Source organism: Streptomyces sp. NPDC046122 (assembly GCF_056429965.1).
Window position 1 is genome coordinate 96,333 of sequence record NZ_JBWKLQ010000013.1, and the last position, 15,650, is coordinate 111,982.

The following is a 15,650-nucleotide window of genomic DNA, read 5'->3' on the forward strand; positions in this document are numbered from 1 at the left end:
CCTCGAGTCGTTGAGTGGGTGCTCAGCCGTAGACGATGCGGCGCAGCTGCCGGAGCGAGAGTTCCGGCGGCGCCACGGCGCGGTGCGGCATCTCGGCCGCGATCCGCTCGAAGATCTCCGCGTTCACCAGGCCGCCGGACTGCAGCTCCCGGTGGCGGCGGCGCACGAAGTCCTCGGCCGTCTCGTCGAAGTACGCCAGTACGTCGAGCACCACCCGGGCGGCCTCACCGCGCGGGAGCGCGGTGCTGCGGACCAGGTGGTCGATGAGGTCGTCGTACGGGGACGACGGGCGGCGTTCGAGCACCCGTAGATACTGCGGGGGATCCGGGGCCTGCGCAAGAAATCTGCCCGTAATCGGGCAGGATTTCCGTCACAAACGAAAAAGCCCAGGTCGCGGCTGCGGGGAAGGGGATCGCTTCGGGCCGCGCGGGCGGGCGGAAGTGGGCGACACAGGGCGGTTGACTGGTCTACACCCTTGACCCCGAAGGGGGCGCACGATACGCATGGTGACCGTTCGCCTGCACCATGCCACTGTTGCGAAGCCCCGCCGAAGGGACCGCCCGTGAGTCAACGCAGAAGGATCCCAGGTCTGTTCGCCCCGCTGCTCCTGGTCGTCGCCGCCGGCGCGGGCAGTGTGGCGGCCGCTCCGGCCGCCGCCGAGCAGGCCACTCGGGCGAGACCGTTGAGCCAAGTGGTGCCGGCGCCCGCCTCCGTGTCCGAGGGCGGGCCCTCCTACGCCCTGACGGCCCGCACGCGCATCCGCGTCGACGACGACTCGCGCGAGGCGCGGCGGATCGGGTCGTACCTCGCCGACATCCTGCGCCCCTCCACGGGCTTCGAGCTCCCCGTCACCGAACAGGACGGCAGGGACGGCATCCGGCTGCGGCTCGGCTCCCGGGACGCCTCGCTGGGCGACGAGGGATACCGGCTGGAGTCCGGCCGGCACGGCGTGACCATCACCGCCCGCCGGGCCGCCGGGCTCTTCCACGGCGTCCAGACGCTCCGTCAGCTGCTGCCCGCGTCCGTGGAGAAGGACACCCGGCAGCGCGGGCCCTGGACGGTCGCGGGCGGCACCGTCGAGGACGCGCCGCGCTACGGCTACCGGGGTGCGATGCTCGACGTGTCCCGGCACTTCTTCAGCGTCGACAAGGTCAAGACGTACATCGACCAGATGGCGCTCTACAAGATCAACAAGCTCCACCTGCATCTGTCCGACGACCAGGGCTGGCGCATCGCCATCGACTCCTGGCCGCGCCTGACCACGTACGGCGGCTCGACCCAGGTCGGCGGCGGTCCCGGCGGCTACTACACGAAGGCCGACTACCGGGAGATCGTGCGGTACGCCGCCTCCCGCCACCTGGAGGTCGTCCCCGAGATCGACGTGCCCGGCCACACCAACGCGGCCCTCGCCTCGTACGCCGAACTGAACTGCGACGGCGTCGCGCCGCCCCTCTACACGGGCACGAACGTGGGCTTCAGCTCGCTGTGCGTGCCGGAGGACGTCACGTACGAGTTCCTCGACGACGTGGTGGGCGAGATCGCCGCGATGACGCCGGGCAAGTACATCCACATCGGCGGCGACGAGGCGCACTCCACGCCGCACAAGGACTACGTCGCCTTCATGGACAAGGCGCAGGCCATCGTCGGCGAGTACGGCAAGACGGTGATGGGCTGGCACCAGCTGACGGGCGGCAACCCGGTCGAGGGCGCGGTCGCGCAGTACTGGGGCCTCGACCGGACGTCGGCCACGGAGAAGGCGCAGGTCGCCAACGCCGCGAAGAAGGGCACGAAGCTGGTGCTGTCACCGGCCGACCGGGCCTACCTCGACATGAAGTACGACAAGAGCACCCCACTGGGCCTGTCCTGGGCGGGGTACGTCGAGGTGCGGCGCTCGTACGACTGGAACCCGGGGGCCTACCTGCCGGGCGCGCCGGCTGAGTCCGTCCTCGGCGTGGAGGCGCCGATGTGGTCCGAGACGGTGTGGACCAACGACCAGGTCGAGTACCTGGCCTTCCCGCGGCTGCCGGGCATCGCCGAGCTCGGCTGGTCGCCCGCGGCCACGCACGACTGGGACGCGTACAAGGTGCGGCTGGCGGCCCAGGGGCCGCGGATGGCCGCGCTGGGGATCGACTACTACCGCTCGGCGCAGGTCCCCTGGCCCGCGGAGTAGAGGGGCGGGCGGCGATGGTGCGGCGGGCGTCCGTGAGGGCCTTGGACACGGACGCCCGCCCGCCATGCGTCCCGGTCAGGCGGGTGCGTACCGCGCGATCGGGTTGTCGAGGGTGCCGACGAGCTGGAGCGCGCCCGCCGGGTCCTGGAGGTCCACCATCTGCTTGTTGTCGCGCAGCTGGAGCCGGTTCAGGCAGGACAGCGCGAACTCGGGCGCGAACATGTCGTACTGCTTGAACTTGTCCGCGAGCTCCGGGTGGGCCTTCTGGTAGTCGGCCACGCAGTCCGCGACCGCCCGCCAGAACGTCTCCTCGCCGACGACGCCGTCGGCGTCGAGGGTGGCGCCGAGGAAGCGGAAGAAGCAGTCGAAGACGTCGGTGAAGATCGACAGCAGCTTCATGTCCTCCGGCACGTCGGCGCGCACGCGCTCGACGGCGGGCGGCAGCGCCGCGTCCGGGTCCATGACGCAGATCTCCTCCGCGATGTCCTTGAAGATCGCCCGGGTCACGACGCCGTCCTCGACGGCGAGGATGACGTTCTCGCCGTGCGGCATGAAGGCCAGGTCGTACGCGTAGAAGCTGTGCAGCAGCGGCGTGAGGTAGGCGTAGAGGTAGCGGCGCAGCCACTCCTCGGGTGCGAGACCCGACTCCGCGATCAGGGCGCCCGCGAGGGACGCGCCGTCGTCGTCGGTGTGCAGCAGCGACGCCATCGTGGCGAGGCGCTCGCCCGGCGCGAGCGACGGGACGGGGCTCTCGCGCCACAGCGCGGCCAGCATTTTCAGGTACGGGGAGCCCTTGGCGGTGGCGGCCTCGTACTGGCGGTGGTGGTAGCCGATGGCCGCGCGCTCGCGGATGATCGTCAGACCGGTCGCCCCGAAGGTGTCGTCGCTCGCGATCAGGCCGGCCAGCCAGTCGTTGATGGCGGGCGTGGCCTCCATGTAGGCGGCCGACAGCCCGCGCATGAAGCCCATGTTGATGACGGACAGGGCCGTCTTGACGTAGTGCTTCGACGGATCACTGGTGTTGAAGAAGGTGCGGATCGACTGCTGGGCGAGGTACGCGTCGTCGCCCTCGCCGAGGCAGACGAGGCGGTGCTGGGCGACCTCGGCGGAGAAGGTGACGGACAGCTTGTTCCACCACTGCCAGGGGTGGACCGGGACGAGGTAGTAGTCCGCCAGGTCGAGGCCGAGGCCGGACAGCGTCGCCGCGAACCGGTCGACGGTCGCGTCGCCCAGCTCCTCGCGTACGAAGCTCTCGTAGTCGAGTCCCGCGCCGGCCGTGAAGGTGGCGTGGTCGCGCCGGGCGGCCAGCCAGATCAGCCGGACGGGTGCGGCGGTCTCGGGGGCGTACGCGCGGTATTCGTCGACGCCGAAGCCGAGGCGGCCGTTGTTGGCCACGAAGCACGGGTGGCCCTCGGTCATCCCGGTCTCGATCGCCTGGAAGCCCGAGCGGCTGAGCGCGGCGGCCGAGACGGGCGTCTGGGTGAGCTTGTACGCCGTGCCGGCGAGGGTGGAGCTGATCTCCTCCAGGTAGACGGGGAGGATCTCCGGGCTCAGGCCGAGCGCCCCGCGCAGTTCGATGAAGAACTCGAGCGCGTCGAGGGGGATCTCGGCGCCGTCGCGGTGGCGGGTGACGGACTCGGCGACAACCTGCCAGTGGTCGAGCGCGTGGCGGCGGGCGGTGAAGCGGTACTCCGTCGCGCCGTCGTCGGAGCGGACGGCGTAGCTGTCGTCACCGAGGGGCTCGGGGGTGAGCAGGCGCTCGTGGGAGAACTCGGCGAGTGCCTTGCGGACGAGCAGGCGGCTCGCGTGGGCCCAGCGCTCGGGGGTGAGGTGGGTGACGGCCTCGGCGGGGGACAGTGCGGTGGAGGTCACAGGGCGGCTCCCACGGCGGCGTTGAAGCTCTCCCGCGTGCAGATGCTCAGATACGCGTCCTTCTCCGGCTTGGCGATCTTCTCGACGATCTCGAAGCCGACGGCCTCGTTCAGCCGGTGGACGGCGGTGTTGCGCACGTCGGGCTCGACGATCACACGGCGGGTGGCCGGGTCGGCGAACAGCTTCTCCATCACCGCGGTGATCACGGCGCGGGTGAAGCCGTGGACGGGCGTGTCGGTCGGCGCGACCAGGAAGTGCATGCCGACGTCGCCGGGCCGGGCGTCGAACAGGCCCACGAGCTCGACGTGGGCCGGGTCGTAGCGCTCCATGAGGAAGGCCGGCCTGCCCTCGTGCTCACCGATGAAGGCGTCGTGGTGCTCGGCGGCGGATATCGCCATGTACTCGCGCTCGACGTCCGGCAGCGACGCGTCCTGCATCATCCAGTACGCGGCCTTGGGATGGGTGACCCAGCCGTGCAGCAGCCGCGCGTCGGCGAAGGGGTCGAGAGGGCGGATCGTGAACTGCGGCGTGCTCATATGGCGAACTCCTGGAAAGCGATGGCCTTCTCGACCGGGTAGTACTCGGAGCCCAGCAGCTCACCGATGATGTAGGCGTTGCGGTACGCGCTCATGCCCAGGTCGGGCGAGGTGATGCTGTGGGTGTGGACGGCGGCGTTCTGGAGGAAGATGCCGCGTCCCGTCGTGTCGATGCTGTAGTTGCGGGCCACGTCGAAGCGGCCGTGACCGTCCCAGCGGATCCGGTCCCGTACGCCCTCCAGGAAGGCGGGCGTGCGGTAGCGGTAGCCGGTGGCCAGGATCAGGCCCTCGGTGGTCAGCTCGAAGTCCTTGCCCTGCTCCTCCTGGCGCAGGCCGAGGGCGTACGTCCCGCTCTCGGCGTCGTAGCTCGCGGTGTTGAGCGAGGAGTTGGTGAGCAGGCGGGTGGGGACGGGGCCCTTGAGGTTCTTCTGGTAGAGCAGGTCGAAGATCGCGTCGATCAGTTCGGAGTCGATGCCCTTGAAGAGGTTCTTCTGCTGCGACTCCAGGCGGTAGCGCGTGGTCTCCGGGAGCGCGTGGAAGTAGTCGACGTACTCCGGGGAGGTCATCTCCAGCGTGAGCTTGGTGTACTCCAGCGGGAAGAAGCGCGGCGAACGGGTGACCCAGTTGAGCCGGTAGCCGTGGACGTCGATCTCGGCGAGGAGGTCGTAGAAGATCTCCGCCGCGCTCTGGCCGCTGCCGACCAGGGTGATGGACTTCTTCGCCTGGAGCGCCTCTTTGCTCTGCACGTAGCGCGAGTTGTGGATGAAGTCGCCGCCGAGGCCCTGGCAGGCGTCCGGGACGTACGGCGGGGTGCCGGTGCCCAGGACCACGTGGCGGGCGCGGTAGGTGGTGTCCTGGGTGCGGACGACGTACAGCTCGGACTCGGCGTCGTACTCGACGGAGGCGACCGTCTGGTTGAAGCGGATGTTGCTCAGCTTCCCGGCGGCCCAGTGGCAGTAGTCGTTGTACTCGGTCCGCAGCGGATAGAAGTTCTCGCGGATGTAGAAGGAGTACAGCCGTCCGGACTCCTTCAGATACTGGAGGAAGGAGTACGGCGAGGTCGGGTCGGCCATCGTGACCAGGTCCGACATGAACGGCGTCTGCAGGTGGGCGCCTTCGAGGAACATCCCGGCGTGCCACTCGAAGTTCGGCTTCGTCTCCAGGAAGAGACCGTCGAGCTCGTCGATCGGCTCGGTCAGGCAGGCGAGCCCGAGGTTGAACGGACCGAGCCCGATACCGATGAAGTCAAGAGGCGCGAGGGGCTCAAGAGGCGTGGACAAGGGACTCTCCCAGGTACTGCTCGGCGTGGCCGGCGATGAGGTCGAGGACGGCCGCGATGTCGGTCAGCGTCGTCTCGGGGTTGAGAAGGGTGAACTTCAGGTAGTGCTTGCCGCCGACCTTCGTCCCGGCCACGACGGCGTCGCCGGAGGCGAACAGCGCCTTGCGGGCGTACAGGTTGGCGCGGTCGATCACGGCCGGGCTGGTGACGTCGGACGGGATGTAGCGGAAGACGAGAGTGGAGAGCGTGGGCGCCACGACGACGTCGTAGCGCGGGTCGGCGGCCAGCAGCTGCCAGCCGTCGGAGGCGAGGTCGCACACCTCGTCGAAGAGCTCGCCGACACCGTCCGCGCCCATGGTGCGCAGGGTCATCCACAGCTTGAGGGCGTCGAAGCGGCGGGTGGTCTGGAGGGACTTGTCGACCTGGTTGGGGATGCGCTCCTCGGCCATCCGGCGCGGGTTGAGGTAGTCGGCGTGGTACGTCGCGTGGCGCAGGGTGGCGCCGTCGCGGACCAGCAGCGCGCTCGAACTCACGGGCTGGAAGAACGACTTGTGGTAGTCCACGGTGACCGAGTCGGCGCGCTCGATGCCGTTCAGGAGGTGGCGGCGGGTACGGGAGGCCAGCAGGCCGCATCCGTACGCGGCGTCGACGTGCATCCAGGCGCCGTACAGCTCGCACAGCTCGGCTATCTCGGGAAGCGGGTCGATCGAACCGAAGTCGGTGGTGCCCGCGGTGGCGACGACGGCCATCGGGACCAGGCCCTCGCTCGTGCAGCGGGCCAGTTCCTGGGCGAGGGCCGCGGTCTGCATGCGCTTGTCGGCGTCGCAGGGGATCGCGACGACGGCGTCGGGGGAGAGGCCGAGGAGTTTCGCGGACTTCTGGACGCTGAAGTGGCCGCACTCGGAGGCGAAGACGCGCAGCGTCGAGAAGTCCCCGGTCTTGGCCTCCTCGCGGGCGAGAAGCAGGGCCTGGAGGTTGGACTGGGAGCCGCCGCTGGTGAAGACGCCGTCGGCGTTGGTCTCGGCCTGTGTGCCGAAGCCGATGCGGTTCGCGGTCCAGTCGACGAGGCGGCGCTCGATGAGGGTGGCGCCCGCGCTCTGGTCCCAGGTGTCGAGGGAGGAGTTCACGGCGGAGAGCACGGCCTCGGCGGCGACGGCGGGGATGACGACCGGGCAGTTGAGGTGCGCGAGGTAGCGCGGGTGGTGGAAGTAGACCGCGTCCCGGAGGTAGACCGATTCGAGCTCGTCCAGGGCGGCGGTGACGTCACCGAGGGGCCGGTCGAGGTCGATCGCGTCGAAGGCCGGGGCGAGCTGTTCCGGGGTGATGCCGGTGAACGGCCGGTCGGTCGCGGAGAGTTTGTCCGCCACCCGCTCGACCGCTGCGGTGGCGGTCCGGCGGTACCGCTCGGCGGTCGTGTCATTGAGCAGGTGTGAGCGCATGAACTGTCCTCGGGGGTACGGGATTCAACGTGCCCTCCGAACAGGAGAGGGGCGAGGGCCGTTGTTGAAGTGAGGTTAGCCTAACCTAACTTCAGGGCGCAACGAACCCTCGCCCCCCGGAGGGCTCGGCTGTTGTGGTGCCGGGACGGGCCGACGGCCTACGCCTCGTCCTCTTCCGCTTCCGCTTCCGCTTCCGCCCGCTCGCGGAGCTGCTCCTCGCTCAGCCCGCGGCGCCAGTAGCCCACGAACGTCACGCGCTTGCGGTCGAACCCGCGCTCCTGGACGAGATGGCGGCGCAGCGCCCGTACGCACGAGGACTCGCCGGCGATCCAGGTGTACGGCGTGCCCTCGGGCAACTCGGCGCCGGGCACGGCGCGTACCGCGTCCAGTGCGGAGGGCGCGTTCTCCTCGCGTACCAGCCAGGTGATGTCCGCGTCGGCCGCCGTGGTCAGCTCCAGGCGGTCGTCGGCGTGCGGGACCTCGATCCAGACCTTGGCCCGCGTACCGGCCGGCAGCCACTCCAGCGCGGCAGCGGCGGCCGGCAGGGCCGTCTCGTCCGCCCACATGAGGACCCAGTCGGTGTCCTCGGGCGGCCGGAAGCGCACGGCGGTGTTGTCCGCGACGGCGGGGCCGAGCACCACGACGCGGTCGCCGGCACCCGCCCGCGCCGCCCAGCGGGCGGCCGGCCCGCCGTCGCCGTGCAGCGCGAAGTCGATGTCCACCTCGTCCGCTTCGGCTCCGTCGGCCGCCCGGCGCTGCTCGCGCAGGGTGTACGAGCGCATGACCGCCCGTACGTCGTCGGGCAGCGCGCGGTACGAGCCGAACCAGTCCGGATCGGTCTCCGGCGGCAGCACCGGCTCCGGCTGGCCCGGATGCGGCAGGAACAGCGACAGACTCTGGTCGCGGCCCCCGGAGGCGAAGGTCCGCAGGTCCTCGCCCCCGAACGTCACCCGGAGCATGGTGGTGCTGAGCCGCCGCGTCCGCACGACCGTGAGGCCGAAGAGGCGGAACGGAACGGTCGAGGTCTCTTCGGCGGTCTCGGCCCGGGTCATCGTCAGGCGACCTTCTTGGCCTTCTCGATGGCCTCGGCGAGGTCCTCGAGGATCGGCGCGCACTTGTCGTACGAGTAGATCGGCTCCGTGGTGCGCGGGATGACCTGGCCGGCCTTGACGGCGGGCAGGCGCTTCCAGGTCGGCTTGTCCTTGAGGGCGGAGGGCTGGAGGACGGCGGTCCGGTTGTCCATCATGATGATGTCGGCCTGGTACTTGTCGACGTTCTCCCAGCTCAGGCTCTCGAAGAAGCCGGCCGCGTCCACCTTCGGCTCGACGAACTTCACGCCCAGCTCCTGGAAGTACAGGGTGTCCGCGGACATCTTCGCGAGGGAGACGTAGAACAGGTCCGGACTCGCGGAGCCGATCATGACCTTGACCTTCGGGTTGGCCTTGGCGGCCTGGCGCAGGCGCTCGGCGGCCTTCTCGAAGCGGGCCTTCGCGTCGGTGATCTTCTTGCCCTTGACGTCGGCGCCCAGGGACTCGGCCAGGTCGGCGTGGCGCTGGATCGCCTTGGGGATGGTGGTCTCGGCGGCCCACAGGGCGACGCTCGGGGCGACCTTGAGGATCTTCTTGCTGGACGCCTCGGGGACGTACCAGAGCTTGTCCTTCTCCCACATGGCGGTGACCAGGAGGTCCGGGTTGAGGCCGACGTACGCCTCGACGTTGAACTCGTCGTAGGCGTTGCCGATGATCTCGACCTTGTTGATGTCGAGGTCGCCGGCCTGGACGTCGGCCTTGCCGTCGGCGGTCTTGGTCGGGCCGAAGACGCCCTTGACCTCGACGCCGAAGTCGTGGAGCGCGGCGGCGACACCGGTGAACGCGACGATGTTCTTGGGGGTGGCGGGGCTCTTCACCGTCTTGCCGCGGTCGTCCTTGAAGGACCACGGGCCCGACTTCCCGGCAGCCTTGTCCTCGCTCTTCGCGGAGGTCTCGCCGCAGGCGGTCAGCGCGGCGCCGATGCCGAGGGCGCCGCCGACGGCCAGCAGGCTGCGGCGGGAAAGGTGGGAAGCTCGGGCGTGAGGCATGACGGTGTCTGCTTTCATACGTGCGGGGTCCACCGGGGGACAAGTTCGAAGGTAGGTTAGCCTAACCTCATGCATTGTCCAGAGGGTGGTTCGCGGGGCGGACCGGCGGTCGCGCCCGGCGCCCCGAACGGCCCTTGTGATCAAGGGCGTTGGCACTGAGCTGCGCCGATGCTCGCGCGGGCGGGCCGGATCGCTTCACGGCGTCGACGTCGTCGACTCGCTCGGCTGGAACGGACACCGCTTCGGCCCCGCGCCCCGCCTGTGCGGCGCGGGGCGCGGGGCCGGACACTCCAGAAGGTCAGCCGGTGAGGCCCAGTTCGCGGGCGATCAGCATGCGCTGGACCTCGCTCGTGCCCTCGCCGATCTCCAGGATCTTGGAGTCGCGCCACATGCGGGCCACCGGGTACTCGTTTATGAAGCCGTAGCCGCCGTGGATCTGCGTGGCCTCACGGGCGTTGTCCACCGCGACCGTGGAGGAGTACAGCTTGGCGAGCGCCGCCTCCTTCTTGAACGGCTCGCCCTGGACCAGGCGGGAGGCAGCGTCCCGCCAGCCGACGCGGGCCATGTGGGCGCGCATCTCCATGTCGGCGATCTTGAACTGGATCGCCTGGTTGGAGCCGATGGGCCGGCCGAAGGTGTGCCGCTCCTTCGCGTACGCCACCGACTCGTCGACGCAGCCCTGGGCCAGGCCGGTCGCGAGGGCCGAGATGGCGATGCGGCCCTCGTCGAGGATGCGCAGGAACTGGGCGTAACCCCGGCCCTCTTCGCCGAGGAGGTTCGCGACCGGGACGCGCACGTCGGAGAAGGACAGCTCGCGGGTGTCCGAGGCGTTCCAGCCGACCTTGCTGTACGGGGCGGCGACGGTGAAGCCGGGGGTGCCGGACGGGACGATGATCGCGGAGATCTCCGGCTTGCCGTCGGGCTTGCGGCCGGTCACCGCGGTGACGGTGACCAGACCCGTGATGTCCGTACCGGAGTTGGTGATGAAGCACTTGGAGCCGTTGATCACCCACTCGTCGCCCTCGCGGCGCGCGGTCGTCTTCGTGCCGCCGGCGTCCGAGCCGCAGTCCGGCTCGGTCAGGCCGAACGCGCCGAGCAGCTCACCCGAGCACAGGCGGGGAAGCCACTCGCGCTTCTGCTCCTCCGTGCCGAAGCGGAAGACGGGCATCGCGCCGAGCGAGACGCCCGCTTCGAGGGTGATGGCCACGGAGGAGTCGACGCGGGCGAGCTCTTCGAGGGCGATGCCGAGGGCGAGGTAGTCGCCGCCCATGCCGCCGTACTCCTCGGGGAAGGGCAGGCCGAACAGGCCCATGCGGCCCATCTCGCGGACGATCTCGTACGGGAACTCGTGGCGCTCGTAGTAGTCACCGATCTTCGGGGCGACGACGTCGTGCGCGAACTCCTCGACCGTGCGGCGGAGTTCTTCGTGCTCGGACGAGAGGCGGTGGTCGAGGGACATGGCTACGACTCCTTGTGGGACAGGGCACGCACGGTGCGGGAGGGGCTGGGGCGGCCCAGCCGTTCGGCCATCCACACGCTCGTGGCGGTGAGGCGGCCGAGATCGACCCCGGTTTCGATGCCGAGGCCGTGGAGCATCCACACGAGGTCTTCGGTGGCGAGGTTTCCGGTGGCGCTCTTCGCATACGGGCAGCCGCCGAGGCCGCCCGCGGAGGCGTCCACGGTGGTGACGCCGTGCTGGAGCGCGGCGAGGGTGTTGGCCAGCGCCTGGCCGTACGTGTCGTGGAAGTGCACGCCGACCGCCGAGGTCGGGACCCCGGCCTCGTTGAGGCCGGTGAGCAGGGCCCGGACGTGGCCCGGGGTGGCGACGCCGATGGTGTCGCCGAGGCTGAGTTCGTCGCAGCCGAGGTCGAGGAGCGCCTTGGCGACCCTGACCACCTGGTGGACCGGGACCGCCCCTTCCCACGGGTCGCCGAAGCACATGGACAGGTAGCCGCGTGCGTGGACCTCGTCCTGACGCGCGCGGGCGACGACGGGCTCGAACATGGCGAGCGACTCGTCGACGGTCCGGTTGAGGTTGCGGCGCGCGAAGGTCTCGGTCGCGCTCCCGAACACGGCGATCCGGCGCACGCCGAGCGCGAGGGCGCGGTCGAGGCCCCGTGCGTTCGGCACGAGCACGGGGAGCTCGGCGGGCACGTCGTGCAGCAGGGGGAACAGCGCCTCCGCGTCCGCCAGCTGAGGCACCCACTCGGGATGCACGAAGCTCGTCGCCTCGACGGTGGTGAGCCCCGCGTCGGCGAGACGGTGGACGAACTCCGCCTTCACCTCGGTCGGTACGACGGTCTGCTCGTTCTGGAGGCCGTCGCGGGCGCCGACCTCGTGGATGCGCACGCGCGCCGGCAGGTCCGGCGCGGGCACCCGCATGGGCAGTCCGTCGGGCACGGCGGTCATGACTCCTCCTGCGGGGTGACCACGGCCAGCACCTGGTCCATGGCGACGGTGGAGCCCGGCGTCACGTCGAGCTCGGTGACGGTGCCGGCGTGCGGGGCGGAGATGACGTGCTCCATCTTCATCGCCTCGACGACCAGCAGGCTCTGCCCGGCGTCGACGTGGTCCCCGACGGCCACCTTGACGACGGTGACCGTGCCGGGCATGGGGGCGGCGAGGGTGTCGGCGCCTGAGCGGGCACCACCGGTGAGGCCGGCCTCGACGGGATCGTGGTCCATGACGTGCCAGGCGTCCCCGTCACGGCCCAGCCACACGCCCTCCGGGCCGGTGGCGTGGCTGAAGGTGTGGGTGACTCCCGCCAGTTCGACGGTGACGGCGCCCGCGTCGGCGGTGACCAGCCGGGCCCGGACCGGCAGGGGCTCCTGTGCCGACGGGGACAGCGGTTCTCCCGCGACGGGCGGCAGGCCCCCGGCGCTCCGGGGCGGAAGCCCGGCTCCGCCCTCGGCCGTCCCGTCCTCCGCGGGGCTCACGCCGGCCGGGGTGACGGGCTCCAGCGGGACGGCGGCCGCCAGGTCGGGCGCCGCCGGGTGCGGCTCGGGGAGCAGGAGTTCCGTGCCCGCCGCCGTGGTGCGCAGCCGGATCTCCACGGGCTCCTGGCCCGGTACGCGGGCGTGGTGGACCGTCCAGGCGGGCGTGCCGCCCAGCCGCCATCCCGTGCGGACGGAGAACGGGTCGGTCCAGGGCGCGGAGCCGTCGGCGGCCGCCGTCCCCCGGGCCCGCAGCAGCGCCGCAGCCGCGTACACCTCCGGCGGAACTCCCTCCGGGACGAGGCTGTCCGCGTCGCGTTCGACCAGGCCGGTGTCCAGCGCGCCCGAGACCACGTCCGGGTGGGCCAGCAGACGGCGCAGGAAACCCGCGTTCGTCGGCACGCCCAGGGTGACCGTGTCCGCGAGGGCCGCGCGCAGCCGGCGCAGGGCGGTGGCGCGGTCCGGGGCGTACGCGATGACCTTGGACAGCATGGGGTCGTACAGGCTGCCCACCTCCGCGCCCGGCGTGAGACCGGAGTCGGTGCGCACGCCGTCGCCCTGCGGCTCGTGGAGGGCGAGGACCGTGCCGCCCGAGGGCAGGAAGCCGCGGGAGGGGTCCTCCGCGCAGACGCGGGCCTCCACCGCGTGTCCCGTGAGCGTGATGTCCTTCTGCGAGAAGGGCAGTTCCTCACCGGCTGCGACCCGCAGCTGCCACTCCACCAGGTCGAGGCCGGTGATCAGCTCCGTCACCGGGTGCTCCACCTGGAGGCGGGTGTTCATCTCCATGAAGTAGTACGACGACGGGTCGTTGCCCGGGACGATGAACTCCACCGTGCCCGCGCCCCGGTAGCCGCAGGAGCGTGCCGCCTGGACCGCCGCCTCGCCCATCGCGGCACGCGTCGCCTCGTCGAGGAGCACCGACGGCGCCTCCTCGATGATCTTCTGGTGCCGGCGCTGGAGGGAGCACTCGCGCTCGCCCAGGTGCACCACGTTGCCGTGGGCGTCCGCCAGGACCTGGATCTCGATGTGCCGGGGGCGGTCGATCCACCGCTCGACCAGCAGGGTGTCGTCGCCGAACGACGCCCGCGCCTCGCGCCGGGCGGCCGCGATCTCGTCGGCCAGGGCCGACTCCACCCGCGTCAGGCGCATGCCCTTGCCGCCGCCGCCGGCCGACGGCTTCAGGAGGACCGGCATGCCGATCTCCCGGGCCGCGGCCGCCAGTTCGTCGTCCGTCAGGCCGCTGCCCGACGAGCCGGGCACCACCGGCACGCCGGCCGCCCGTACCGTCTCCTTCGCGCGGATCTTGTCGCCCATCAGCGCGATGGCGGAGGCGGGCGGTCCGATGAACGCGAGGCCCGCGTCCGCGCAGGCCTGCGCGAACCCGGCGTTCTCGGCGAGGAAGCCGTACCCCGGGTGGACGGCCTGCGCGCCCGTGCGGGCGGCGGCCTCCAGCAGGCGGTCCGTGCGGAGATAGCTCTCCGACGCCGCCGCCGGGCCGATGCGGACCGCCGTGTCCGCCTCCCGTACGTGACGGGCGTCCGCGTCCGCGTCGCTGAACACGGCCACCGAGCGCACGCCCAGCTCCCGCAGCGTGCGGATGACGCGGACCGCGATCTCGCCCCGGTTGGCGACCAGGACGGTGTCGAACATGGAAGCCGTGGGGGCCATGGGGAACTCCGTCATCGTTCTCTCACATCCGGAAGACGCCGAAGGCGGGCTCGGTCAGGGGCGCGTTGGCGCAGGCTGTCAGGGCCAGTCCCACGACCTGCCGGGTCTCCAGCGGGTCGATCACCCCGTCGTCCCACAGCCGCGCCGTCGCGTAGTAGGCGTTGCCCTGGGCGTCGTACTGCTCGCGGATCGGCGCCTTGAACGCCTCCTCCTCGGCGGCGGGCCACTCCTCGCCCCGCGCCTCCAGCTGGTCGCGCTTCACCGTCGCCAGCACCGACGCCGCCTGCTCGCCGCCCATCACCGAGATCTTCGCGTTGGGCCACATCCACAGGAAGCGCGGCGAGTACGCCCGGCCGCACATCGAGTAGTTGCCCGCGCCGTACGACCCGCCGACGACGACTGTCAGCTTCGGCACGCGCGTGCACGCCACCGCCGTCACCATCTTGGCGCCGTGCTTGGCGATGCCGCCCGCCTCGTAGTCCCGCCCGACCATGAAGCCGGAGATGTTCTGGAGGAAGAGCAGGGGGATGCCGCGCTGGTCGCACAGCTCGATGAAGTGCGCGCCCTTCTGGGCGGATTCGGAGAACAGGATGCCGTTGTTGGCGACGATGCCGACCGGGTGCCCGTGGATCCGCGCGAAGCCGGTGACCAGCGTCTGGCCGAACTCCGCCTTGAACTCCTGGAAGCGCGAACCGTCGACCGTCCGGGCGATGACCTCGCGCACGTCGTAGGGCGTACGGGAGTCCACCGGCACTGCGCCGTACAGACCGGCCGGATCCACCTTGGGCTCCTCGACCGGCTCGACGGACCACGGCAGCGCGCCGCGCTCCGGGAGCGTCGCGACGATGTTGCGGACGATGCGCAGTGCGTGGGCGTCGTCCTCCGCCAGGTGGTCGGTGACGCCCGACGTGCGGGAGTGCACCTCGCCGCCGCCCAGCTCCTCCGCCGTGACGACCTCGCCGGTGGCGGCCTTCACCAGCGGCGGGCCGCCGAGGAAGATCGTGCCCTGGTTCCGCACGATGACGGCCTCGTCGCTCATCGCCGGTACGTACGCGCCGCCCGCCGTGCAGGAGCCGAGCACCGCCGCGATCTGCGGGATGCCCGCCCCCGACATGCGGGCCTGGTTGTAGAAGATCCGCCCGAAGTGCTCGCGGTCGGGGAAGACCTCGTCCTGCATGGGCAGGAACGCGCCGCCGGAGTCCACCAGGTACAGGCAGGGCAGCCTGTTCTCCAGGGCCACCTCCTGGGCGCGCAGGTGCTTCTTGACCGTCATCGGGTAGTACGTGCCGCCCTTGACCGTGGCGTCGTTGGCGACGATCACCACCTCGCGGCCGCTCACCCGCCCGATCCCGGCGATCACACCGGCGGCCGGCGCCGCCCCGCCGTACATGCCCTCGGCCGCCAGTGGAGCGAGCTCCAGGAAGGGCGAGCCGGGGTCCAGGAGCGTGTCCACCCGGTCGCGGGGCAGGAGCTTGCCGCGCGCGGTGTGCCGGGCCCGCGCCTTCTCGCCACCGCCGAGCCGCGCCGCGGCCAGCCGCCCGCGCAGCCCTTCCACGAGCTCCCGGTGGGCCGCTTCGTTGGCCCGCCATGCCTCGGCTGCCGGATCGGCGGTGCTGGTCAGCACCGGTGCCTGCCGCATCTCCTGAGCCCCTTTGCCCGTTCGACGTGATGTTAAT

The 15,650-nt window shown here is 71.1% G+C and carries 12 protein-coding genes; 1 reads left to right on the forward strand and 11 read right to left on the reverse strand.

Annotation, left to right across the window (positions count from 1 at the left end):
- Positions 1-22: 22 nt before the first annotated feature.
- Positions 23-304, reverse strand: a complete 282-nt coding sequence (locus AC07FK_RS27220) for a hypothetical protein (RefSeq protein WP_028811565.1) — start codon at positions 302-304, stop codon at positions 23-25.
- A 258-nt stretch (positions 305-562) separates the two neighbouring features.
- Between AC07FK_RS27220 and AC07FK_RS27225 the strand changes: the two genes are divergently transcribed.
- Entirely contained in the window at positions 563-2,170 is a 1,608-nt protein-coding gene (locus tag AC07FK_RS27225) for a beta-N-acetylhexosaminidase (RefSeq protein ID WP_479107586.1), read from the forward strand.
- 75 nt (positions 2,171-2,245) lie between these two features.
- Here AC07FK_RS27225 and AC07FK_RS27230 read toward each other — a convergent pair whose 3' ends face one another.
- From AC07FK_RS27230 to AC07FK_RS27275, 10 genes are all read right to left on the reverse strand, one after another.
- Positions 2,246-4,042, reverse strand: a complete 1,797-nt coding sequence (locus tag AC07FK_RS27230; RefSeq protein ID WP_479107587.1) for an IucA/IucC family protein — start codon at positions 4,040-4,042, stop codon at positions 2,246-2,248.
- Positions 4,039-4,578 carry a GNAT family N-acetyltransferase gene (locus tag AC07FK_RS27235; protein WP_479107588.1) on the reverse strand — a complete coding sequence of 180 codons (540 nt, stop codon included), beginning with the start codon at positions 4,576-4,578 and terminating at the stop codon, positions 4,039-4,041. The genes AC07FK_RS27230 and AC07FK_RS27235 overlap by 4 nt, the downstream gene beginning before the upstream one ends.
- Positions 4,575-5,858 (reverse strand): lysine N(6)-hydroxylase/L-ornithine N(5)-oxygenase family protein, encoded by a 1,284-nt coding sequence (locus AC07FK_RS27240; RefSeq protein ID WP_479107589.1) that lies wholly within the window; start codon positions 5,856-5,858, stop codon positions 4,575-4,577. The genes AC07FK_RS27235 and AC07FK_RS27240 overlap by 4 nt, the downstream gene beginning before the upstream one ends.
- Positions 5,842-7,296, reverse strand: coding sequence for a pyridoxal phosphate-dependent decarboxylase family protein (locus tag AC07FK_RS27245; RefSeq protein WP_479107590.1), 1,455 nt, complete (start codon positions 7,294-7,296; stop codon positions 5,842-5,844). Before AC07FK_RS27245 ends, AC07FK_RS27240 begins: the two co-directional genes overlap by 17 nt.
- Positions 7,297-7,454: 158 nt before the next feature.
- Positions 7,455-8,348 carry a siderophore-interacting protein gene (locus tag AC07FK_RS27250; RefSeq protein WP_479107591.1) on the reverse strand — a complete coding sequence of 298 codons (894 nt, stop codon included), beginning with the start codon at positions 8,346-8,348 and terminating at the stop codon, positions 7,455-7,457.
- Positions 8,349-8,350: 2 nt separating this feature from the next.
- Positions 8,351-9,373, reverse strand: a complete 1,023-nt coding sequence (locus AC07FK_RS27255) for an ABC transporter substrate-binding protein (RefSeq protein ID WP_479107592.1) — start codon at positions 9,371-9,373, stop codon at positions 8,351-8,353.
- 298 nt (positions 9,374-9,671) lie between these two features.
- Complete coding sequence (locus tag AC07FK_RS27260; protein WP_479107593.1) at positions 9,672-10,832, reverse strand: acyl-CoA dehydrogenase family protein; 1,161 nt, start codon at positions 10,830-10,832, stop codon at positions 9,672-9,674.
- Between the two features lie 2 nt (positions 10,833-10,834).
- Positions 10,835-11,782, reverse strand: a complete 948-nt coding sequence (locus AC07FK_RS27265; RefSeq protein ID WP_479107594.1) for a hydroxymethylglutaryl-CoA lyase — start codon at positions 11,780-11,782, stop codon at positions 10,835-10,837.
- Positions 11,779-13,956 (reverse strand): acetyl/propionyl/methylcrotonyl-CoA carboxylase subunit alpha, encoded by a 2,178-nt coding sequence (locus tag AC07FK_RS27270; protein ID WP_479107652.1) that lies wholly within the window; start codon positions 13,954-13,956, stop codon positions 11,779-11,781. Before AC07FK_RS27270 ends, AC07FK_RS27265 begins: the two co-directional genes overlap by 4 nt.
- A gap of 40 nt (positions 13,957-13,996) precedes the next feature.
- Positions 13,997-15,613: a carboxyl transferase domain-containing protein gene (locus AC07FK_RS27275; RefSeq protein ID WP_479107595.1), complete on the reverse strand. Its 1,617-nt coding sequence runs from the start codon at positions 15,611-15,613 to the stop codon at positions 13,997-13,999.
- Positions 15,614-15,650 lie beyond the last annotated feature (37 nt).